Annotated in this window: 16 protein-coding genes; 11 read left to right on the forward strand and 5 right to left on the reverse strand. The window is 66.2% G+C overall.

The window, feature by feature from the left end:
- Positions 1-63 precede the first annotated feature (63 nt).
- The 5 genes from GS429_RS19240 to GS429_RS19260 are packed head-to-tail and all read left to right on the forward strand — an operon-like array spanning position 64 to position 6,141.
- Positions 64-1,374 carry an XdhC family protein gene (locus GS429_RS19240; protein WP_160067190.1) on the forward strand — a complete coding sequence of 437 codons (1,311 nt, stop codon included), beginning with the start codon at positions 64-66 and terminating at the stop codon, positions 1,372-1,374.
- On the forward strand, positions 1,371-2,474 hold the full coding sequence (locus GS429_RS19245; protein WP_160067192.1) for an AAA family ATPase: 1,104 nt from the start codon (positions 1,371-1,373) through the stop codon (positions 2,472-2,474). Before GS429_RS19240 ends, GS429_RS19245 begins: the two co-directional genes overlap by 4 nt.
- Complete coding sequence (locus tag GS429_RS19250) at positions 2,471-3,931, forward strand: VWA domain-containing protein (RefSeq protein ID WP_160067194.1); 1,461 nt, start codon at positions 2,471-2,473, stop codon at positions 3,929-3,931. Before GS429_RS19245 ends, GS429_RS19250 begins: the two co-directional genes overlap by 4 nt.
- Entirely contained in the window at positions 3,928-4,932 is a 1,005-nt protein-coding gene (locus GS429_RS19255) for a Rossmann-like domain-containing protein (RefSeq protein ID WP_160067196.1), read from the forward strand. The genes GS429_RS19250 and GS429_RS19255 overlap by 4 nt, the downstream gene beginning before the upstream one ends.
- A gap of 39 nt (positions 4,933-4,971) precedes the next feature.
- Positions 4,972-6,141 carry an XdhC family protein gene (locus GS429_RS19260; RefSeq protein ID WP_160067198.1) on the forward strand — a complete coding sequence of 390 codons (1,170 nt, stop codon included), beginning with the start codon at positions 4,972-4,974 and terminating at the stop codon, positions 6,139-6,141.
- Between the two features lie 47 nt (positions 6,142-6,188).
- Here the strand turns inward: GS429_RS19260 and GS429_RS19265 are convergent, their stop codons facing one another.
- Positions 6,189-7,517: a hypothetical protein gene (locus GS429_RS19265; protein WP_160067200.1), complete on the reverse strand. Its 1,329-nt coding sequence runs from the start codon at positions 7,515-7,517 to the stop codon at positions 6,189-6,191.
- Positions 7,518-7,759: 242 nt separating this feature from the next.
- Between GS429_RS19265 and GS429_RS19270 the strand changes: the two genes are divergently transcribed.
- The 3 genes from GS429_RS19270 (at position 7,760) to GS429_RS19280 (ending at position 10,374) form a co-directional block, all read left to right on the forward strand.
- Entirely contained in the window at positions 7,760-8,539 is a 780-nt protein-coding gene (locus GS429_RS19270; RefSeq protein ID WP_328821494.1) for a hypothetical protein, read from the forward strand.
- A gap of 180 nt (positions 8,540-8,719) precedes the next feature.
- Entirely contained in the window at positions 8,720-9,514 is a 795-nt protein-coding gene (locus GS429_RS19275) for a class I fructose-bisphosphate aldolase (protein ID WP_160067202.1), read from the forward strand.
- 2 nt (positions 9,515-9,516) lie between these two features.
- Positions 9,517-10,374: a class 1 fructose-bisphosphatase gene (locus tag GS429_RS19280; protein WP_160067204.1), complete on the forward strand. Its 858-nt coding sequence runs from the start codon at positions 9,517-9,519 to the stop codon at positions 10,372-10,374.
- A 28-nt stretch (positions 10,375-10,402) separates the two neighbouring features.
- On the opposite strand, the gene GS429_RS19285 is transcribed toward GS429_RS19280, so the two are convergent.
- Both GS429_RS19285 and ppsA read right to left on the reverse strand, forming a co-directional pair.
- Positions 10,403-11,746: an ATP-grasp domain-containing protein gene (locus tag GS429_RS19285; RefSeq protein WP_160067206.1), complete on the reverse strand. Its 1,344-nt coding sequence runs from the start codon at positions 11,744-11,746 to the stop codon at positions 10,403-10,405.
- Positions 11,746-14,031, reverse strand: coding sequence for a pyruvate, water dikinase (gene ppsA, locus GS429_RS19290; RefSeq protein ID WP_160067208.1), 2,286 nt, complete (start codon positions 14,029-14,031; stop codon positions 11,746-11,748). The genes GS429_RS19285 and ppsA overlap by 1 nt, the downstream gene beginning before the upstream one ends.
- A gap of 116 nt (positions 14,032-14,147) precedes the next feature.
- On the opposite strand from ppsA, the gene GS429_RS19295 reads away from it, so the two are divergent.
- A complete protein-coding gene (locus tag GS429_RS19295; RefSeq protein ID WP_160067210.1) occupies positions 14,148-15,521 on the forward strand; it encodes an ADP-dependent glucokinase/phosphofructokinase in 1,374 nt (457 codons plus the stop codon).
- Positions 15,522-15,559: 38 nt separating this feature from the next.
- Here GS429_RS19295 and GS429_RS19300 read toward each other — a convergent pair whose 3' ends face one another.
- Together GS429_RS19300 and GS429_RS19305 are read right to left on the reverse strand one after the other, a co-directional pair.
- On the reverse strand, positions 15,560-16,453 hold the full coding sequence (locus GS429_RS19300; RefSeq protein ID WP_160067212.1) for a universal stress protein: 894 nt from the start codon (positions 16,451-16,453) through the stop codon (positions 15,560-15,562).
- 99 nt (positions 16,454-16,552) lie between these two features.
- On the reverse strand, positions 16,553-17,794 hold the full coding sequence (locus GS429_RS19305) for a glycosyltransferase (RefSeq protein ID WP_160067214.1): 1,242 nt from the start codon (positions 17,792-17,794) through the stop codon (positions 16,553-16,555).
- 138 nt (positions 17,795-17,932) lie between these two features.
- On the opposite strand from GS429_RS19305, the gene gap reads away from it, so the two are divergent.
- Both gap and GS429_RS19315 read left to right on the forward strand, forming a co-directional pair.
- On the forward strand, positions 17,933-19,003 hold the full coding sequence (gene gap, locus GS429_RS19310) for a type I glyceraldehyde-3-phosphate dehydrogenase (RefSeq protein WP_160067216.1): 1,071 nt from the start codon (positions 17,933-17,935) through the stop codon (positions 19,001-19,003).
- A 34-nt stretch (positions 19,004-19,037) separates the two neighbouring features.
- On the forward strand, positions 19,038-20,249 hold the full coding sequence (locus GS429_RS19315; RefSeq protein ID WP_160067218.1) for a phosphoglycerate kinase: 1,212 nt from the start codon (positions 19,038-19,040) through the stop codon (positions 20,247-20,249).
- Positions 20,250-20,253: the final 4 nt, after the last annotated feature.

Here is a 20,253-nt window from a genome sequence, read left to right on the forward strand (position 1 = left end):
GTGTGCGTCGGCAACCGCCAGCGCCGACGCGTTCGCCGCCGAATCCGATTTGATGCCACCGAAATGACACCGGACACACCACCACCAGACACCGACGATACCGAGTCACCGACCGATGCAAGCGATCGAGCCGCCGCAGTGACCGACGGCGATCTCGACCGGCGAGAGCGCGCCCTGGCAGATCGCAGGGAACCCTACGCCCGGGCGACCGTCGTCCGGCGCGAGGGGCCGATCTCGGCCAACGTCGGCGATCGAGCGCTTATCACGAGCGACGGCGACCTCACCGGGTGGGTCGGCGGAGCCGCCTGCGCACAGTCGCGGGTCCGTAGCGAGGCCCGCGCGGCCATCGAAGACGGCGATCCGCGGCTGCTCGGTCTCGCACCTGATCCCGACGAGATCGACCGCCCGGGACTCGACGCCTTTCCGATGACGTGTCACAGCGAGGGGACCCTCGAGGTGTTCGTCGAACCGATCGTCCCGTCGACGAGCCTCCTCATCGTGGGCGGTTCACAGATCGCTCGTTCGCTGGCCAGACTGGCGAGCGAGCTCGATGTCGATATTACCGTTGTTGATCCGGAGGCGGAGGCTGGGGAGGAGAGGGAAGCGGAGAAAGAAGAGAGAGATTCAGAGCCGACCCCGGCAGCCGACGGCCTCCCGAGCGAGGCCGCGGTACTCACCACGCTCGAGCCGGCGGCGATCGCCGACGCGGTCGCCGGCTCCGGCCCGTTCGTCGTCGTGGCCTCGATGGGAGAGTACGACGCTCGAGGGGTCGCCGCGGGCGTGCTCGCGGATGCGCCGTACATCGGTCTCGTGGCGAGCAACGTGCGCGCACGCACCGTCGTCGATCGCGCCGCGGGCCTCCTCGATCGAGACCCCGAGACGGTTCGGACGGCGGTGACGAACCCGGCCGGCGTCGACATCTCGGCCGCCACGGGAGCGGAGATCGCCGCGAGCGTGCTCGCCGAACTGATCGACGTGCGGGCCGGTACCGGCGCGGGTGCGGTAACCGCGTCGGCGACGCGTTGTGCCGAGGAGTCGGCCGAGTCTTCGACGGCGGTTCCGTCCGCGGACGCGGACGATGCGGTCGAGAACGGTGAGAACGGGGCGGAAACTGCCTCGCGTTGTGGGGGCACCGACGAAGGCGAGACGACGGCGACGGAAGCGACGACGGCGACCGAGCCGACGCAGGAGCCGGCTGACGAATCGGCTATCGATCCCGTCTGTGGCATGACCGTCGAGCCGGGAGACGCCCCGAGTGTGACCCACGAGGGATCCGTCTACCACTTCTGTTGTCACGGCTGCGCCGACGCGTTCCGGACCGACCCCGACGAGTATCTCGAGACCAGCGAGGACGAGGAACTGACCGCGACATGACGGGCGAGTCGCCGACCGAACCGTTCGAAGCGATCTCCGAGTCGACGCTGCGAGAGCGATTCGAGCAGCAGAATTACGTCGCGGACGATCGGCTCATCACGACCGTCTACCTTGCGATACAGCTCGGGCGGCCGCTCCTCGTCGAGGGGCCGCCCGGCAGCGGAAAGACCGAACTCGGGAAGGTCCTCGCGGAGGGGTTCGAGACGGAGCTGATCCGCCTCCAGTGTTACGAAGGGCTGACCGCCGAGAACGCCCTCTACGAGTGGAATTACACGAAACAGCTCCTCGCGGTGCAGTCGAACGAGGGGACGGTCGCCGGTGGAACGCGGGCCGACGGTCAAGTGGCCGATCCAGACGCACAGGCGGGATCCGGTACCGATCTCGATTCCGCCGTCAGCGATCCGAACGGAAGCGGGAGCGGGGACGGGACTGGGAACAGGGATCAACACCCGAACGCGAGCAGCGAGGACAGCCCCCGCTCCATCTTCGACGACGAGTATCTGCTCGAGCGCCCGCTCTTGCGCGCGCTCACCGCCGGAGACGACCGGTCGCCGGTCTTGCTGATCGACGAGATCGATCGGGCCGACGAGGCGTTCGAGGCGTTCCTGCTGGAACTCCTCTCCGATTACCAGGTCTCGATTCCGGAGTTGGGCGTGGTCAGCGCCGACAATCCGCCGGTCGTCGTCCTCACCTCGAACCGAACCCGCGGTCTCAGCGACGCGCTCAAACGGCGCTGTCTGTACCTCCACGTCGAGCCGCCGTCGTTCGAAACGGAGTACGAAATCGTCTCTCGCAAAGTGCCCGAACTCGACGCCGCGATCGCGGCCGAAGTGTGTGCCGTCGTCGAACGCCTCCGCGAGGAGTCGTTCCTCAAACGTCCGGGGGTTGCCGAGACGCTCGACTGGGCTCGAGCGGTCGCGACGCTTCGGGCGGACGGCGACGGCGAGTCGCTTTCGACGGCCGAGATCGAGCGCACGATCGGCTGTCTGCTGAAAGAAGTCGAAGACGTCAGCCGGGTCGATACCGCGTTGCTGGAACAGCTTCGCGACGCCGCGGCGACGGCCCGTGACCGGGACGAACCGACCGATACGGACACATGAGCCCGGATCCGAACCCGTCCGAAACTGCCGCGGAGTCCGATCGAATCGACGCTGAGAGCGACGCCACCGATGACTACGACGGCCTCGACCGTCCAACCGAACGCCACGGCCACGCCACGCCGGACTTCGAGGCCGCGCGCAAGCACGTCCTGACGGAGCTCGTTCGCTTCGTCGGTCGGCTCCGCCAGGAGGGGGCGAGCGTCCCGGCCTCCGGCGCGCTCGAGGGGGCGCGGGCGCTCGCGGTCGTCGGCTTCGACGACCGGGATCACGTGGCCGACGCGCTCCGAGCGTCGCTGCTCACCGGATCGGGCGACCGCGACGCGTTCGAGGCGGAGTTCCCGACGTTCTGGCACCGCCTGCGGACCGGAATCGACCGGATCTCGACGCACGACGACTCGCCGTCGCCCGACGGAACGGAGACCGACGCGGCCGATTCGCCCGCGGCACAGCTTTCGGGATCGGACCCGCTCTCCGACGCCGAGCTCCCGTCTCCCGACTCCGAGGACGGGCCCGAAACCGCCGACAGCGACGTTCGTCTCGCGACCGGGCGCAAGCACGCGACCGGCGAGCGTCCGGACGCCGACGGCGACGACGACGCGCGGCTGTACAGCGCGGTCGGGAGGCGCGAACCCGTCGCAGCCGCCGACGTGACGTTAGCCGAGACCGAGGCCGGCGCAGTCGATCGATTCGTTGATGCGCTGTCGACGATAGCCGGCCGGCGCAGCCGTCTCGCCGTCGCTGGCGACCGAATCGACGCCCGGCGAGCGCTCCGGGCCAGTCTGGGCACGGGCGGAACGGCGATGGATCTCCCGACCCGCGAAGCCGTTCCGAGCGAACTCCGCTGCTGTCTGTTGCTCGACGTCAGCGGCTCCGTCCTCGACACGATCGACCGCGAAACGCTGCTCGCCGTCGCCGAACGGGTCCAGAACGCCGCACGAAGGGGGTCCGTGTTCCTGTTCGACACGGACCTCGTCGAGGCGACCGAACAGTTCGATCGAGCGGACGGCGATCCGGCCCGCGCGCTGCGCGACGCCGAAATCCAGTGGGGCGGCGGCACGCAGATCGGCGGCGCGTTCGACACGCTCCGGCGGGACTACCCCCACGCCGTGGACCGACGCACCGTCGTCGTCATCGTCAGCGACGGGCTCGACGTCGGCGATCAGGACACGCTGGAGGACGGCATCACCTGGCTCGCCGGCCGAGCCGACGCGATCATCTGGCTCAACCCGCTCGCGGTGTCGCCGGCGTACGAACCCCGCTCTCGAGGGATGGCGACGGCGCTTCCCTACGTCGACGGGCTGTTCGGCTTCGCAGCACCGACCGATCTGGCCGAGGCGGCCCGACAGCTCGAGCGATACGGCGTGGACGGCCCCGTCGGCTACGAACACGATCCGCGCCGCGTCCGGGCCGAAGACGGTCCCGATTCACAGCGGTCCGACGGCGGTGGTCGGGAATGATCGACCCGATCCTTCCGGCCGTCGTCGACCGCCTCCGTTCCGTCGGGGCTCTCGAGCACGCCGCAGTGGAACGCGTCACGATCGGCGACTCGGTGGTTATGGTCGAACTGTCGGGCGTGAGCGGGGCGTCTCGGGTCGGCGCTGAAACGGCGGGTTCCGAAGAACGGACGCGGGCGTCCGGCCTCGCCCACCGGCCGCCCGGGGATTCGGCGTCGGTAGCGGAGACGGACCTCGAGACGCTCCTTCGGTGGGCGAGTTGCGGTCCCGGAGACACGTTCACTGATTTCGACGAGGGTGACGGTTCGAGTGGGAACGAAGACGGAGGCGAAGGTGCGGACGGAACCGACAACGGAGACGCCACCGCACTCGAGACCGCGCTGGGCGTCGCGACAGTCAACGCGCTGTCGGCGCCGTTCATCGACTGGAGCGAAGGTGATCCGATGGCGCTAGTGGAGCCGAGCGTCGATACGATCGCGACGGTCGGCGTTTTCAGACCCGCGTTTCGGAAATTCTCGGACGTCGACGTCCGCGTTATCGAACGCCGCGACGTCGGGGCCGTGTCGGCACCCGACGGGGTCCGCGTCACGACGTTCCGGCCGTCGGAAGCGACCGCGGCGATGGCCGACGCGGACGTCGTCTTCATCACCGGCTCAACGTTCGTCTACGGCGGCCTCGAGCGGTATCTCGAGGCCGCACCGGCGACGGCGACGGTTGTCCTGATCGGCGCGACGGCCTCCGTGCTCCCCGAACCGACGTTCGACGCCGGCGTGGACGTGCTCGCCGGGGCCGCGGTGACCGATCCCGAAGGCGTTCGCGAGGCCGTTCGGGCCGGCGCGTGTGGAACCGATCTGCACGACGCGGGCGTTCGGAAGGTGTACACGATGGTCGACGAGGCCGCGGGTCTCGAACGGGGTATGCAACGACGGAGAACCGACCGATCGGATCGAGACGGAGAGTCCGATGAGCAACCGAACGATACCGAAACCGAAGCCGACCAGTGACACGAACCAACTGAGCGACACCGAAACAGAACACGATCAATGACACAAAGCAACTGGAGCGTACCGGAGACCGAGGTTGTACAGCGCATTCACGAACGACTCGACGCGGACGGCACGGACGTCCTCGCGACGATCGTCGACGTCGAGGGGAACGCGTACCGGCGGCCGGGCGCGAAGATGCTCCTCGACGAAGCCGGCGACGGCGTCGGCAGCATTACGGCCGGCTGTCTCGAGGACGAATTGCTTGCGGAAGCCCAGTCGGTTCGCGAGCGCGGCCGACCGAAGCTGGTCACTTACGACCTGATGGAGGACGAAGACGACGTCTGGGGACTCGGCGTCGGCTGCAACGGCGTTATCGACGTCCTGCTCGAGCCGTTGACCGACGCCTACCGTCCCGCCGTCGAAGCCGTCGTCGACGGGCGAGACGTCGCCGTGCTCACCGTACTCGAAGGAGACGGCGACTCGTTCCGGCGCGGCGACCGGGTGTACTACCGGCCGACCGCGGCGGCTCTCGAAACGCCGGCCGGCGAACCAGCGACGGACTGGCCGGAGACGCTCGCCGAGCCCGCGGCGGACCTCGCGGAGCGCGGACGGGCCGATGTCGTCGAGATCACCCACCGCGGAGAACGGCTCACGGTGTTCATCGACGGTCTCGCGGCCCCCGACGAACTGGTCGTCTTCGGCTCCGGTCACGACGTGGGGCCGGTTACCGAACTGGCCGCGAAAAACGATTTCCGCGTCACCGTCGTCGGCTTTCGGGGGAGCGTCGATCTCGCGGATCGGTTTCCGGACGCCGACGCGACGACGACCACCGCTCCGGCAGCCGTCGACGAGGCGATCGATCTCGACGACCGAACCTACGCGGTCGTGATGACCCACAACTTCATCGACGATCGGTTAGCCGTCGAGCAGTTACTGGATTCCGGGGTCCCCTACGTCGGCTTGATGGGGCCTCGAGAGCGCTTCGAAGAGATGCTCGAGGAGTTTACAGAGGAAGGCCGATCGTTCGACGACGAGACGCTCTCGAGGCTGTACACGCCGATCGGGCTGGATCTCGGCGGCGGCTCTCCCTACCAGATCGCCCACAGTATCGTCGCGGAGGTACTGGCGGTAGCAAACGATCGAACGCCGAAGCATCTGACCGCTCGCGAGGGCCATATTCACGACCGAGTGAGCGTCGATTCGGAAGAAAATATTCCGTCGACGTAGTGGGTACTGTCGGGCGTTCGCGGACGATTCGTTTCGTATCGACACGATCACGGTTCTGCCGGCGTCTCCGCCTCGGCGAGCCGACGGCCCATGAGGCCGAGCGGATAACCGAACGCGACGATGAGGACGCCCCAGAACGCCAACAGGAGCCAGTAGAGAATCACGCCGAGCCCCGCCGGTGAGACGAGAAACGCCAGGGAGACGGCCCCGGCGATCAGTGCGAGCGCTGGGAGCACTGCGAAGAGCGCCGCAAAGGCGGGCTTCGAACGGTTCGTCGAAACGCGCCCGAGCGGCAAGAAGCACGCGGTAGCCAGTGCGAAGGGGAGCGCGATGACGGCCACTGCTCCGCCGAAGATCCACAGCAACACGCCGGTTCCCAGCGTCACGAGCCCCGCGATGCCGGCCAATCCGCGAGTGGTATGTCGGTAGGTGCTCCGCCGAGCCGCAATGCCGATCGAAGCGTACCCGATGCCGAGTGCGCTCAGCGCGCCGAGTCCGGGACTGAGCGGTCGACCGGTCGCCGCTACGCTCAGGGCGAGGAGTCCGACCGCACCGAGCGTTCCGACCGCGACGAACAGCCGCTCGAGGGTCGCCGGAGAAAGCGTCTCGCGACCCGGGTCGTAGCGACCGACCGCGACTCCCGCGAGCACGAGCAGCGTTCCGGGAAGGAGGCCGCCGAGAACGCCCCGTTCCAGCGCGGGCGGGCCGCGTTCGAGACCGATCGTCGCGTAGCCGCTTGCGGCGCCGCGGACGCTGTCTTCGCCGTAGGTGACGTACGTTTGCCGACTGAAATCACCGCCCGACGCGGACCCGTCGTCTCGCGTCCACGTCGCGGTGTTCCCGTCGACGCTGGCGTGGGCGGGATCGTTCGTGACGACCGTTCCGTCGGGTGCGTGGATCGTCACCCGCTCGGCGGTCACCGAGTAGCGGGTGTTCGACGCGACGTCCGCGAAGTAATCGACGAGCCAGGCGTCGCCGACGCCCGGCCGGGCGACGTCGTTGACGGTGTAGTTCACGACAACGGCCCCGTCATCTACGGTCGACGCCACGGTTCGAACGTCGCCGCCGGCCGCATGCGGTGTTACCCAGGCGTCGTCGACTGCGGACTCGAGTGCGGTCTCGTTGGCCCCGTAGCGATCGGCGGTCGAATCGGTGACGGGAACGCGGGCGCTCCAGAGCGAGTCGCCGGTTTCGTCGACGTAGATGTCGAGCGTGCCGGGTCCGGTCGACCCGTCGATTTCGGAGTCGTCGACGACTCCGGGGCCACAGACGCCACAGAGGGACGTCGGCGGGGGTGCGCCGACGACGACGGCGACGCCGGCCAGCGCGAGGAGGGTACAACAGAGGACGGCGAGTGGGAGTCGGGCGGGCCGCATTGTTTCGTTGTACAAACGTATATCACAAATAGGCTTTGGTGAGCTGAAATAATCGGCCGATTTCGGTACCGGATCGCTCAACGATGCACTTCGCGGGCTCGACGGCCTCAGAATCGGCCGGCGACTAGGGGCGTAGCCAGCGGTTTCGAAGGCGCGCTCGCTCGAGTCGACGCGCTGTAGTTCCACCCTGAGGACAACCTTCAAGGCAAGACAGTGTGAGCTACTGATAACCGGTGGGTCGCGTGAGCAAGAACAACGTCGTCAGGAAGCGGAATACGGAAGCGGGAAGCGACAACGAAAGTGCCGAAACCGTCGACCTCGGAATCGGAATTTCGGTCGCTCTCGACGTCGACCCTGCTGCCGTCGATGCCACCGACCTCGACCCTGATACCGACGCCGACACTGGCCCAGAACCCGACGGCAGTATCGAACTCGCGTTCGACGAACGAGAGATGATCGAGGCGGCTGACGACGGCAACGAGACCGCCGTCGACAATCGTTCGCGACTCGAGGCCGACGAACGGACGGCCCTGGAAGCGGTCGGTATCGAACCCGACGCGGTTCCGGAAAAGGAGTACTCCTATCGGATGTTGTTGGATGCGGGACTCGACGAAGCGGCCGCGGGGACGCTTCGGCGGCGGTTCTCGCTACCGTGGTCGTTCGAGACCGGCGGCGACGGGGACCTGGACCGTCGGTCGGACGAGGTTCGCGGACTCGGGGCCGCCGAACGGGAGTGGATCGCCGTCAGCGCGGACGAAGACTGGCAAGCGTTCGAGTACGAAACGTCCCCGGTCGCGGCGGTCGGCCGGGAGAAACCGTCCGAGCGACCGTGGCCGAAGCCGACGCCCGTAACCGCGGTGACCGGCGTCGGGCCCGACGACGCCGACGAGCTGGCCGAGGCCGGCATCCGATCGGCGGAACGGTTGGCGACGATCAGCGCGTTCGAAGTGGCCTCGGTTCTCGACCTAAACGTGTTGCACGTTCGGACGTGGCGACACAACGCACGGGAACTGCTGGACTGATCCAGCGTCCGCCTTGTTCGCCTGTTCTTACCGGCCTGAACTCGAGCCGATTCGAGTCCGTTTCTCGCCGGTTCGTCACTCCGAAGGACATCCATATCGACCTTACTTACTACTGTAGTACGTAATTTCGATAACTCGGACCATCAGAGATATATAGCGGCCTAGTGCACCGTCTAGCAGATGATTCCGATCGACGACTCTCCGATCGTTCGCGACGGCAAGTCACTGATTCTCGCAATGGACCACGGCCTGGAACACGGGCCGGTCGACTTCGAGGAGGTACCGGAGAAACTCGATCCGTCGACGGTCTTCGAGACGGCGACCCACGACGCAGTCACCTGCATGGCCGTCCAGAAGGGGATCGCGGAGGGGTACTACCCCAGCTACGAGGACGACGTCAACCTCCTGTTGAAGGTCAACGGAACCTCGAACCTCTGGATGGGCGAGTACGACTCGGCGGTCAACTGTTCGGTCGACTACGCGGCCGAACTCGGCGCCGACGCCGTCGGCTTCACCCTCTACGGCGGCTCGAACCACGAGGTCGAAATGGCAGAAGAGTTCCGCGACATTCAGGAGGACGCCCGCGAGCACGACCTCCCCGTCGTCATGTGGTCGTACCCGCGCGGTCAGGGGCTCAAAAACGATACCAAGCCGGAGACCATCTCCTACGCGACCCGCCTCGGCCTCGAGCTGGGTGCTGACATCGCGAAGGTCAAATACCCGGGCAGCTCCGAGGCGATGGAACACGCCTGCAAGGCCGCGGGCGACATGAAGGTCGTGATGAGCGGCGGTTCGAAGACCTCCGACTACGAGTTCCTCTCGACGGTCGAAGCCGCCGTCAACGCGGGCGCGAAAGGACTCGCCGTCGGTCGTAACGTCTGGCAGCGCGAGAACCCCACTCGCATCCTCGACGCCCTCGAGCAGGTCATCTACGAGGAGGAGACGGCCGACGCCGCACTCGAGGCGACTGAGTAGGGATGTCCGGGACCGATACGGTCGACGACGTCGTCGCGACGATCGCCCGCTCCGCGATCGAGATCCGGCAGGGGCTGGTCGGTCGCCGCGGGAAGGCCGACGTGGAAAACCCGAGCGGCGAGACCCAGGCCGAAGCGGATATCTGGGCCGACGAACTGCTCGCCGAGCGGCTGACGTCGATCGACGGCGTCGCCCAGTACGCAAGCGAGGAGCGCTCCGAGATCATCGACTGCGAGGACGAGGCCTACTGCGTCGCCGTCGACCCCCTCGACGGCTCGTCGAATCTCAAATCGAACAACACGATGGGGACGGTGTTCGGGATTTACGACGAGCCGCTTCCCGCCCCAGGATCCGCGCTGGTCGCTTCCGGCTGGATCCTCTACGGACCGATCACGACGATGGCCTACGCCCGGGACGGAACGGTCACGAAGTACGAACTCACCGGCGGCGAACCCTCTGTCGTCGAGGAAGACGTCACCCTCCCCGACGATCCGCTGGTTTACGGCTTCGGCGGCCGGGTCCCCGACTGGCCCGCGGACTTCCGCGAGTTCGCCCGCGAGATCGAATCCGACTCGAGCAACAAGCTCCGTTACGGCGGCGCGATGATCGGCGACGTCAACCAGGTGCTGACTTACGGAGGGATCTTCGCCTACCCGGCACTCGAGGACAGTCCCCGCGGAAAACTCCGCCTGCAGTTCGAGGGGAACCCGATCGCGTACCTCATCGAGGCAGCTGGCGGTCGCTCCTCCGACGGGAGTCAGTCGATCCTCGAGGTGGAGCCGACCGACCTCCACGACAGGGTCCCACTGCACGTCGGGAACGCCGAGTTGATCGATCGTCTCGAGGACGTCCTCGAGTAAACTGCACCTCACGCTCTGCATCTGGAGACTACTCCTCGATCCGTTCGTCGTTTTCGTCGCCGACTCCCGCGTCGTACGTGCTGCTGATGTCGATTCGGAACCCCTCCAGGACGTCCCGGCCGAGCAAGAGCGAATGCGCCGCCGTCGATCGGTCTTCGACCATGGCGTCGACGGTCCGTTCGGTACCGGCGATCCCGACGACGACGTCGACGATGGGGTGTCGCTTTGCCGTATCGTCCCGGTCGGGCGCCGAGTCGTCAACCCGGATGGGGCCGGCGCCGATGGCGGCGGCGAGTTGCAGGTCGATCCGCGTCCGCGAGCGTCCCGTATCGGCGCGTCCGACCACCGCTTTCGTGTTCGTCGTTCCGCTGACGATGACGCGTTCGGTGAGTCCGACGGTCGGCGCCTCGTCCTCGATCGAGAGTCCGGGTTTCGGAACGCAGAACGGAACCGAGTCGTCTAGTGTTTTCCGCAGCGTAGCGACTCGGTCCGCGTCGATCGAACCGCCGGCGCGCTCGATCGCGAGCGCTGCGATGTCTGGAGCCGGGCTCCGCCCTGTCGCCCGGAAAAGCCCCTTGAAACCGGCCGTCGGGTTGACCTCGAGGACGAACCAGCCCTCCTCGCCCTCGATGAGGTCGACGCCCGCACAGTCCAGCCCGACAGCGGCCGTCGCCCGTATAGCTATCTCGGCGACGGTTTCGGGCAGCGAATCCGTGACGTCCTCGACGGCGCCGCCGCGGGCGACGTTGGTTCGCCACTCCTCGTCGGCCGCGTAGCGGTACATCGCGCCCGCGACATCGCCGTCGACTACGTAGATCCGCAGGTCTCGCGGTCGTTCGCTCTCGGTCGCGACCAGTTCCTGGAGGAACGCTCGGCGTGATCCGACGCTCCCGGTGAGCAGGCTCGACCGGTCGACTTTCCAGGCCACGCCACCGTGGGTTCCGACGACCGTCTTGTAGACGTGTTCCTCGCCGAACTCGGGCCGAACGCGTGCGAGCGGTTCAGATCCGAGCGCGAGCGCCGTCTCGGGAACCGGGACGTCGTTTGCAACCAACGCCGCACCCGCTGCGATCTTGTGCGAGGCGAGCGCCGCGGCGTCGGGGTGGTTGACGATCGGCCGAAAGCGAGCGATCGCGTTGGCGAATCCGGCCGCTTCGGCCGGCTGTTTGGTCGTCGACAGCAGCAACCGGTTGATCACCACGTCGACGTCGGGTTCCAGGACGAATCCCTCGCCGGTGAATCGAACGAGGGCGTTCTTTTCACGGAGCCAGACGGGTTCGTGGCCGAGAGCCTCGACGGCGTTACAGATCACTTTCGATTCCTTGCTGTCGTGAAAACTCAGGACGCCGACGCGAACGGTTGATTCGTTCATCACTCCTCCCGCTCGAGCTCCGCGACGGTTAGCATCGTTTCGATGGCGACGTCCGGCGAGACGGAGATCGAATCGATCCCCGCTTCGAGAAGAAACTCGCTGTACTCCGGGATGGTCGAGGGTGCGTCGCCGCAGATACCGACTGGGAGATCCTGGCGGTGGGCCTCCTCGATCAGGGACGTTATCGAGCGCATCACTGCCTCGTCGGTCTCGTCGAACAACGAGGCGAGTCGCTCCGAGTTCCGATCGACGCCGAGGGTCAGTTGCGTGAGATCGTTCGACCCGATCGAAAAACCATCGAACAGGGCCGCAAACCGATCCGCGAGCACGATGTTCGAGGGCAGTTCAGCCATCACGTAGACGTCCATCTCGTCGCTCGAGAGGCCGTACTCGTCCATCAACTCGAGGACGCGCTCGCCTTCCTCAGGTGTCCGACAGAACGGGACCATCACGATGACGTTGTCCAGCCCCACCTCCTGGCGGACCTGGCGGAGCGCCTCGCACTCGAGGCGAAACGCCTCCCGGAACGCCTCGTCGTAGTACCGGGAGGCCCCGCGCCAGCCGAGCATCGGGTTTGCCTCGTCGGGTTCGTACTTCCAGCCGCCCTCGAGGTTGCGGTACTCGTCCGTTTTAAAATCGCTGAGCCGGAAGACGACCTCGTCGGGGTAGAATGCGGTGCCGATCTTCGCGACCCCTGTCCGGAGGGCTTCGATGAACCGGTCTTCCTCGCCGCGCCCGAGCAACTCGAGGGGATGAGAGCCAATGTGAGAGGTAACGATGAACTCCTCGCGCGCCAGGCCGACGCCGTCGACAGGGAGGCTCGCGAGCGCGAACGCTCGATCGGGATCACCGAGGATCAGCCTGACGTCAGTGTCGGTTTCGGGGAGGTCATCGACGACCTCTTCGGTGACCTCGTACTCGAGGTCTCCCCGGTAGATGCGGCCGGTATCGGTCGAACAGTCGACCGTCACGGCGTCGCCGCTGGACAACGAGTCGGTTGCCAAGCCAGTGCGAACGACGGCGGGAACGCCCAGTTCTCGAGCGACGATCGCGGCGTGGGAGGTTTTGCCCCCTCTGTCGGTGACGATGGCGCTCGCTCGCTTCATCACGGGCACCCAGTCGGGGTCGGTCATCTCCGTGACGAGCACGTCGCCGTCCTCGACGAGATCCATCCCCCGGTGGTCCTCGAGAACGCGGACGGTCCCGCCGGCGATCGCGTTCCCGATCGCGACGCCCTCAAGCAGCGGTTCGCCGGGCTCCTCGACCTCGAGACGGTACGTCCGGAGGAGGTTCCCCTCGGCTGCCCCGTGGACCGTCTCGGGTCTGGCCTGGACGATGAATAACTCGTCGAGGTCGCCGTCGACGAGCCACTCGATATCCTGTGGCGTTCCGAAGTGCTCCTCGATCCGGGTTGCGTACCGTGCCAGCTCTCGGATTCGGTCGTCCGAGATCGCGAACGCTTCACGCTGTTCTTCCGGCACCGACTCGAGTTTGGTCCCGCCGTTCCGTCGAACCATCCGCTGGGACTTCCCGCCGCATTCCTTCTCGACGATGCCGCTCGTCGGCTTGAAGACGACGTACCGGTCTGGGTCGACGATGCCCTTGACGATCGGCTCCCCGAAGCCGAAGGCGGCCTCGATCGTGACGACCTCGTCGAATCCCGTATCGGGATCGAGCGTGAACAGGACGCCCGACGAGGCCAGATCCGCCCGACCCATCTTCTGGACGGCACAGGCCAGTTTGACGTCGAAGTGGTCGAAGTCGTTGTTCTCGCGGTAGACGATCGCACGGTCGGTAAACAGCGACGCGAAACAGTGTTTGATCGACTCGAGGAGCTCCGTCTCGCCGGCGACGTTCAGGAACGTTTCCTGCTGGCCCGCGAACGACGCTTCGGGGAGGTCCTCCGCGGTCGCCGAACTTCTGACGGCGACCTCCGGATCGTCGATCCCGAGTTCGTCGCCCAGTTCGGCGTATCGATCGCGGATCGCCGACTCGAGTTCCGGCGGCATCGACGCCTCCGAAATCGTGCGCCTGATCTGCTCTCCGCGTCGCTGGAGATCTGCGACGTCGTCGACGTCCAGCCCCTCGAGTTGCGACTCGATCTCCGCGTGGATCCCGGTCTCGTCGACGTAGTAGTCGTAGGCCGATGCGGTCGTCGTGAACCCCGGCAGCACGGGCACGTCGAGGTCAGCGAGTTCGCCGAGATTCGCACTCTTGCCGCCGACTGCGTCCGTATCGTCGCCGCTCAACTCCTCCAACCACCGGGCGAACGTCTCTCGTGACATAGACCTGTCACTCGGACTACGCGGACGACAATAAGTTCGCAGGGGGCGAGCGAGGAAACGACGGACGGCACGAGCACCCCAGGATTAACCCGCTACGTCTGGGAGAGAGCCGTGCCATGCAGGACGCCCACGCCCAACTGGAAGCGGACGTCACCGCCCTCGAGGAATTGCCTGTGTTCGTCGCCTACAACGCGAACGTCGACGCGATCGTTCGGGTCGACGAGGAACTCGAGTCGTTTCTCGAGCGCCCGTCAGATCCCGGCTCCGAACAGCTCTCGAGCCCGTTGACCTCGAAACGAGAACTCGCGGCGGCGATCGCACACACGATGGCTGCCGGCCGAGGTGACGAGATCGCGATGACCGACGCGTTCGCCGCGACGCTCGAGGCGGAGTTAGCGCCCGACAACCAGCAGATGGGCGGGCAAGCAGGGATCATGACGAACCTGCTCACTGCGCTTGGAACCGCGCCGATCACCTACACGTACCTGATCTCTGACCGACAGCTTTCGATGTTCGAACACCCCGAGGAGGTGCGGTATCCGACCGTCGAGGACGGTCAGGTGAGCTATACGCCTCTCACCGAGGCCGTCAACACGGACCGAACGAAGATCAACTGGGTGTTCGAATTCAGAGAGGGGGACGAACTGTTCGGCGTAACGGCGACCGAAGGCACCCGGTTCATCGCCGCCTCGAGACCGCCGGAGTTCGACCTCTCCGCGGGAGCACTCGACGAGGCGATCGATCAGGTCGGCGAAGCCGTCGACGGCGCGCTCCTGGCAGGCTATCACAATCTTACGCCCGATCACGTCGAAGAGGGGTACGAGGAGACTCACAAACACGCACGCGACGTCCTCCGTCGACTCCGGTCGGGGAACGACGTCGACGTCCATGTCGAGTACGCCGTCACCCACGACGACGACCTCAGGGAGAGTATGTACGAGTGGATCCTGCCGGAGGCGAACGTCGTCGGCGCCGATACCCACGAGTTGACGATGCTGCACGACGACGCGGGTATCGACGTCGTCGAGGAGCCGCCGTCGGAAGCGACGCCGTTCGAACCCGAGGAGATCCTCGACCACTACCGGATGCTCGAGGCGGTTCGCGAGGAACTCGGCGTCGACTGTCTGCAGTTACACGCGATGGAGTACCACCTCGCCGTGATGGAGTCGTACCACTCGCCGGAGGCGCTCCGACGGGGCCTCGAGTTTTCCGCCGTCAACGCCGCGACGAAGGCGGCGCTGGGACACATCTCGGAACCTGAAGACCTCGAGACCGGTCTCGAGTACGAGCCCTCGGAGATGGGGCGAGAGGCGATCGAACTGCTCGCGGAGCACCTCGGCAAGACGGCCGAGGAGGGCGTACTCGCGACGCCCTCGGCCGCCGCCTGTCCGAATCGCGTCGTCGACGAGCCGGCGGGGACGGTCGGCATCGGCGACATCGTCTCCTCCTCGAGTTTCGTTCTGGAACTCGCCGTCGCGACCGATCGGTAGTACGTCACGGGACCGACGGTGATCTCCGGCGAGCGTCGTCACGGCGACTCGGCGCTAACCGGCACGCAAAGCACCGGCACCTCGGCCTGGCGGACGACGTTTTCGGTCACGCTCCCGAGGAACCACTGGCCGATCCCCGTCCGGCCGTGGGTCCCCATGACGATCAGATCGACGTCATGTTCGGTCGCGTACGTCATAATTACGGACGCAGGAGCACCGCTCGCGATCGACCCGGAAATCGAGACACCGGCGTCTCTGGCGCGGTCCCGTACCGTCTCGATCGCCTCCTCTCCCCGGCGCTCGAGCGCGTCGTGGATCTGGTCGGGCTCCTGGGCCCCGGTGAAGGGGCTTGGATCGACCGAATACAGCGTGTGTACCATCGATTCCAGTCGGGCCGCCAGTTCGATCCCCCACTCCATCGCGATCGTTGCACCGTCGCTACCGTCGGTCGGCAACAACAGGTGCTCGAACGCGACGTCACCGATCGCGGATTCGTCGGCATTCGGCGGAACCGCGAGGACGGGGGTCCGTGCCGTTCGAAGGACGTTCTCGGTCACGCTGCCGAGGAGCACCCTGTCGAGGCCCGTTCGGCCTTTCGTCCCCATGATGATAACGTCGATCTCGCGTCGGCTGGCGTACTCTCTGATCGACTGGAACGGAGTGCCCGTCCTGGTCGCCGTCGTAACGGCTATTTCCTCGTCGTGGTCCGCGGCTAGCCGGGCGATCTCCTCGACCGCGTTCTCGGCGCGCTCCTCGAGCGGCGGGAACTCGAGTTCGTCGAACTCCCCCGCACGGAGTCGGGATTCGACGACCGATAGCACGTGGACGTCGGCGTCGATCCGCGACGCGAGGGCGATCCCGCGTTTGGCTCCGGCGAGCGCCCCGTCGCTGCCGTCGGTCGGTATCAGTATCGCTTCGATGAACCGGCTCATGGGTGGGTCCCGGATTGCTTCACCGCCTCGGCGGATAACTGTGTGGGGGTGGTCGGCTGGCAGGATCCGACTGAGCCGAAACCGGCGAACGGGCCCGTATCAAGGCTCAGGCGCCAGTTCGGTGACGAAAATCTCGAGGAGGTCGACGACCTGTCGGGGTAGCAAGAACCGTTCCCGGACGTGTTCCCGGGCGTTGTCGCCGAACGATCGACGACGCTCGTCGTCCTCGAGCAGGTCGACGATCCGGTCGCCGGTACTTGGCGCGTCGTCCGGGTCGACGAGGTACCCGTTCCGGCCGTCCTCGACCTGCAGCGGAATCCCACCGACCGTCGAGCCGACGACCGGCGTGCGCTTCCAGAGTGCCTCCGAGACGACGAGACCGAACCCCTCGCGCAGGGACTTCTGGACGACGACGTCTGACAGCCGCTGGAGGGCGTTTATCGTCGCGTCCGGAAGATCGGTCAGGACGTGGACGTCCGGATCGTCGACAGCCTCGTCGGCGACCTGCTCGTACAGCTCCAGGCCCTCCGGATCGTCGCCGGCCATCCCGCCGGCCAGCGCCAGCTGTAGCTCCGGCACCTCCTCCTTGGCGGTTCGGTACGCCTTGAGCGTCCCGAACTGGTCTTTCCACGGGTCGAAGCGGGACACCTGCGTCACCACCGGCGCGTCGAACGAGAGCGGATCCAGGTGGTCCCGTTCGGTCGCCAGTTCTCCCTCATCGAGCGATCGGTTCTTTTCCGTCACCGGATCGATCGACGGGTAGACGATGCTCGTCGCCGGGGCGTCGACCGCCGCGTACGCCGAGCGGCTGAAGATCGCGTGATCGATCGGATCGGTGTACGCCGAGACGAACGCGAGATAGTCGTCGACCGGGTCGGTGAGATCGACGTGGCACCGCCAGACGATCGGTGCGTCCGGTAGCCGTTCGTCGAGTCGCTCGAGCATGCCGAGCGTCTGGGGATCGTGAGCCAGCACGAGGTCGTACTCGTCTTCGATCTCGGCCGCGTTGGCCTCGGTCACCTCGCGATAGGTCGCTCTCATCTCCTCGGTCAGCGGCTCGGCGTTTCCCTGGAGCCCGTTGTGCATCGCCTTCGTGACTTCGAAGAAGTCATCGTCGGCGTCCATGACGAGCCAGTCGGTTTCGACGCCGAGGTCGTTGCAGAGCGGCACGATCGATCGGAGCAACTCCGCGACTCCGCCGCCGGTCGCGGTCGAGTTGAGATGGAGGATCCGGGCGTCCGCGAGCGCGTCGGCGAGCGAGCGGAGGCGCTCGAGACGGTCGCGTTCCGTCACGGCGGCGTAGGCCTCGATCGATCGGTTCGAAAGAGAGGGGGGATGCATCGTCTACGCGCTACGACCACGACGACGCTCGTATCAGTTGGGGGTTGATCCGGTCGAAAACGAATTGGAAGCCTTGTATCTCCCGATATCCGACGGCTCGGCCAACAAATTTACCCGCCGAAGGTGGAGTCCACCCCCATGAACGGGAACACGAACGACGGCTCCGAAACCGACGAAACGCTTCGCATCGGACTCAACGGCTTCGGACGGGTCGGACGGTGTCTCCTCCGTGCGTCGCTGACCCACGACGACGTCGACATCGTGGCGATCAACGACGTGATGGACGACGACGACATGGAGTATCTGCTCACGTACGACTCGGTCCACGGCCGGCTCGACGGCGTCTCTCGCCGCGGCGACACGCTCTTCGTGGACGACCAGGAGTTCCGGTTGTTCTCCGAGCGCGAGCCGTCGGAACTCCCGTGGGACGAACTGGACGTCGACGTCGCCTTCGAAGCGACGGGCTTGTTCCGGACTCGCGACGAGGCTGGCCAGCATCTCGAGGCCGGCGCGAACAAGGTGATCATCTCGGCGCCGCCGAAGGGCGAACCGGAGGTCCCGATGTTCGTCTACGGCGTCAGCCACCAGGAGTACGACGGCGCCGACGTCCTCTCGAATGCTTCCTGTACGACGAACTCGGTCGCGCCGGTTCTCCAGGTTCTCAACGAGGATTTCGAGATCGTCTCCGGATTCCTGACGACCGTCCACGCCTACACCGGCAGTCAGGGGCTCGTGGACGGACCCATGGAGAAGCGACGGCGCGGCCGCGCCGCCGCCGAGAACATCGTTCCGACGACGACCGGTGCCGCCGGTTCGACCAGCGACGTGCTCCCCGAATTCGAGGGCAAACTCGAGGGGATGGCGATGCGGGTCCCGGTCCCGAACGGGTCGGTCACCGACATCACTGTCAACATCGAGGAGGACATCGAGCGCGTGGAGGTAATAGACGCAATCCAGGCAGCAGCCGACGACAGGCTGGCCGGCGTTCTCGGCTACACCGACGACGAAATCGTCTCGCGGGACATCGTCGGGCTGCCGTTCGCCTCGTACGTCGACCTCGAGTCGCTGATGGTCGCGGCCAGAGACACGGTAAAAGTGCTGGCCTGGTACGACAACGAGTACGGCTTCTCGAATCAGATGATTAAACTCGCGACACACGTCGCGAGCGAATCGGAGAGCATCGACGCCGGCCGAACCGTCGCCAACTGACGGGCGGAAACCCCGTACGCACTAATCACCAACCATGACTACGTTTCAGACGATCGATGATCTCGAGTCCGGTCGACGGCTGCTGGTCCGCATCGACGTCAACGCGGCCGTCGAGGACGGAACCGTCCAGGACGATAGGCGGTTCGCCCGCCACGCCGAGACGATCCGGGAACTGCTCGCGGACGATCATGCGGTCGCCCTGCTGGCCCACCAGGGACGGCCCGGCCGCGAGACGTTCGTCTCGCTCGAGGGCCACGCCGACATTCTCGCCGACCACCTCGATCACCCCGTCGCATTCGTCGCCGACACCTGCGGGGACGAGGCGCTCGCGGCGATCGATGACCTCGAGTTGGGCGATGTCATCCTTCTCGAGAACGTCCGCATGTGCGACGGCGAGTTACCCGAGGAGGAACCCGACGTCAAAGCCGAGACGGACCTCGTCCGAACCCTCGCGCGGGAGTTCGACGCCTACATCGGCGACGCCTACCCCGCCGCCCACCGATCACACGCCTCGATTGTCGGTTTTCCGCAGGTCATGGACGCCTACGCAGGCCGGGTGATGGAACAGGAGTACACGGCGATCAGGGCCGTCCGCGAACGGACGTTCGACGGCCCCGTTACGATGGTGCTGGGAGGCACGAAGGCCGAGGATACCATCCCGATCCTCGAACGGCTCGACGACACCGTCGATCGGTTCTGTCTCGGCGGCGTCGTCGGCGAACTCTTCCTCCGGGCCGGCGGCCACGACGTGGGCTACGACGTTGCCGGGACCGCACTCTTCGATCATCAGTGGGAGGACCATCGGACCGATCTCGAGCGCATCCTCGAGACCAGCCGTGACCGGCTGTTCCTCCCGACTGATCTCGCCTACGAGGATGACGCCGGTAAGCGCACAGAGGTGTCGCTGGAGGGGACGAGCAAGGAACGGCCGTTCCTCGACGTCGGCTCCGAGACGGCCGACCGGTACGCTGATCTCGCCGCTGATTCCGCCGCGGTGTTCGTCAAAGGCGCTCTCGGCGTCTTCGAGGACGACAGGTTTGCCGATGGAACCGTCACTGTGTTGTCGGCGATCGCAGACACCGACTGTTTCTCGGTCATCGGCGGCGGCGACACCGCCCGGGTGATCGAACTGTACGAGTTCGACGAGGACGACTTCTCACAGGTCTCGATCGCCGGCGGCGCGTACGTCCGCGCGCTCGCCGGCGAATCCCTGGTCGGGATCGGGGCACTCGCCGACAACCCGTGAATAG

It is taken from the genome of Natronorubrum halalkaliphilum (assembly GCF_009834785.1).
GTDB lineage: Archaea > Halobacteriota > Halobacteria > Halobacteriales > Natrialbaceae > Natronorubrum > Natronorubrum halalkaliphilum.

What these genes read in the sequence shown, in the direction of transcription:
- GS429_RS19240 (WP_160067190.1), top strand. Translation starts at nt 64, where the DNA reads ATGACACCGGACACACCACCACCAGACACCGACGATACCGAGTCACCG.
- GS429_RS19245 (WP_160067192.1), top strand. Translation starts at nt 1,371, where the DNA reads ATGACGGGCGAGTCGCCGACCGAACCGTTCGAAGCGATCTCCGAGTCG.
- GS429_RS19250 (WP_160067194.1), top strand. Translation starts at nt 2,471, where the DNA reads ATGAGCCCGGATCCGAACCCGTCCGAAACTGCCGCGGAGTCCGATCGA.
- GS429_RS19255 (WP_160067196.1), top strand. Translation starts at nt 3,928, where the DNA reads ATGATCGACCCGATCCTTCCGGCCGTCGTCGACCGCCTCCGTTCCGTC.
- GS429_RS19260 (WP_160067198.1), top strand. Translation starts at nt 4,972, where the DNA reads ATGACACAAAGCAACTGGAGCGTACCGGAGACCGAGGTTGTACAGCGC.
- GS429_RS19265 (WP_160067200.1), bottom strand. Translation starts at nt 7,517, where the DNA reads ATGCGGCCCGCCCGACTCCCACTCGCCGTCCTCTGTTGTACCCTCCTC.
- GS429_RS19275 (WP_160067202.1), top strand. Translation starts at nt 8,720, where the DNA reads ATGATTCCGATCGACGACTCTCCGATCGTTCGCGACGGCAAGTCACTG.
- GS429_RS19280 (WP_160067204.1), top strand. Translation starts at nt 9,517, where the DNA reads ATGTCCGGGACCGATACGGTCGACGACGTCGTCGCGACGATCGCCCGC.
- GS429_RS19285 (WP_160067206.1), bottom strand. Translation starts at nt 11,746, where the DNA reads ATGAACGAATCAACCGTTCGCGTCGGCGTCCTGAGTTTTCACGACAGC.
- ppsA (WP_160067208.1), bottom strand. Translation starts at nt 14,031, where the DNA reads ATGTCACGAGAGACGTTCGCCCGGTGGTTGGAGGAGTTGAGCGGCGAC.
- GS429_RS19295 (WP_160067210.1), top strand. Translation starts at nt 14,148, where the DNA reads ATGCAGGACGCCCACGCCCAACTGGAAGCGGACGTCACCGCCCTCGAG.
- GS429_RS19300 (WP_160067212.1), bottom strand. Translation starts at nt 16,453, where the DNA reads ATGAGCCGGTTCATCGAAGCGATACTGATACCGACCGACGGCAGCGAC.
- GS429_RS19305 (WP_160067214.1), bottom strand. Translation starts at nt 17,794, where the DNA reads ATGCATCCCCCCTCTCTTTCGAACCGATCGATCGAGGCCTACGCCGCC.
- gap (WP_160067216.1), top strand. Translation starts at nt 17,933, where the DNA reads ATGAACGGGAACACGAACGACGGCTCCGAAACCGACGAAACGCTTCGC.
- GS429_RS19315 (WP_160067218.1), top strand. Translation starts at nt 19,038, where the DNA reads ATGACTACGTTTCAGACGATCGATGATCTCGAGTCCGGTCGACGGCTG.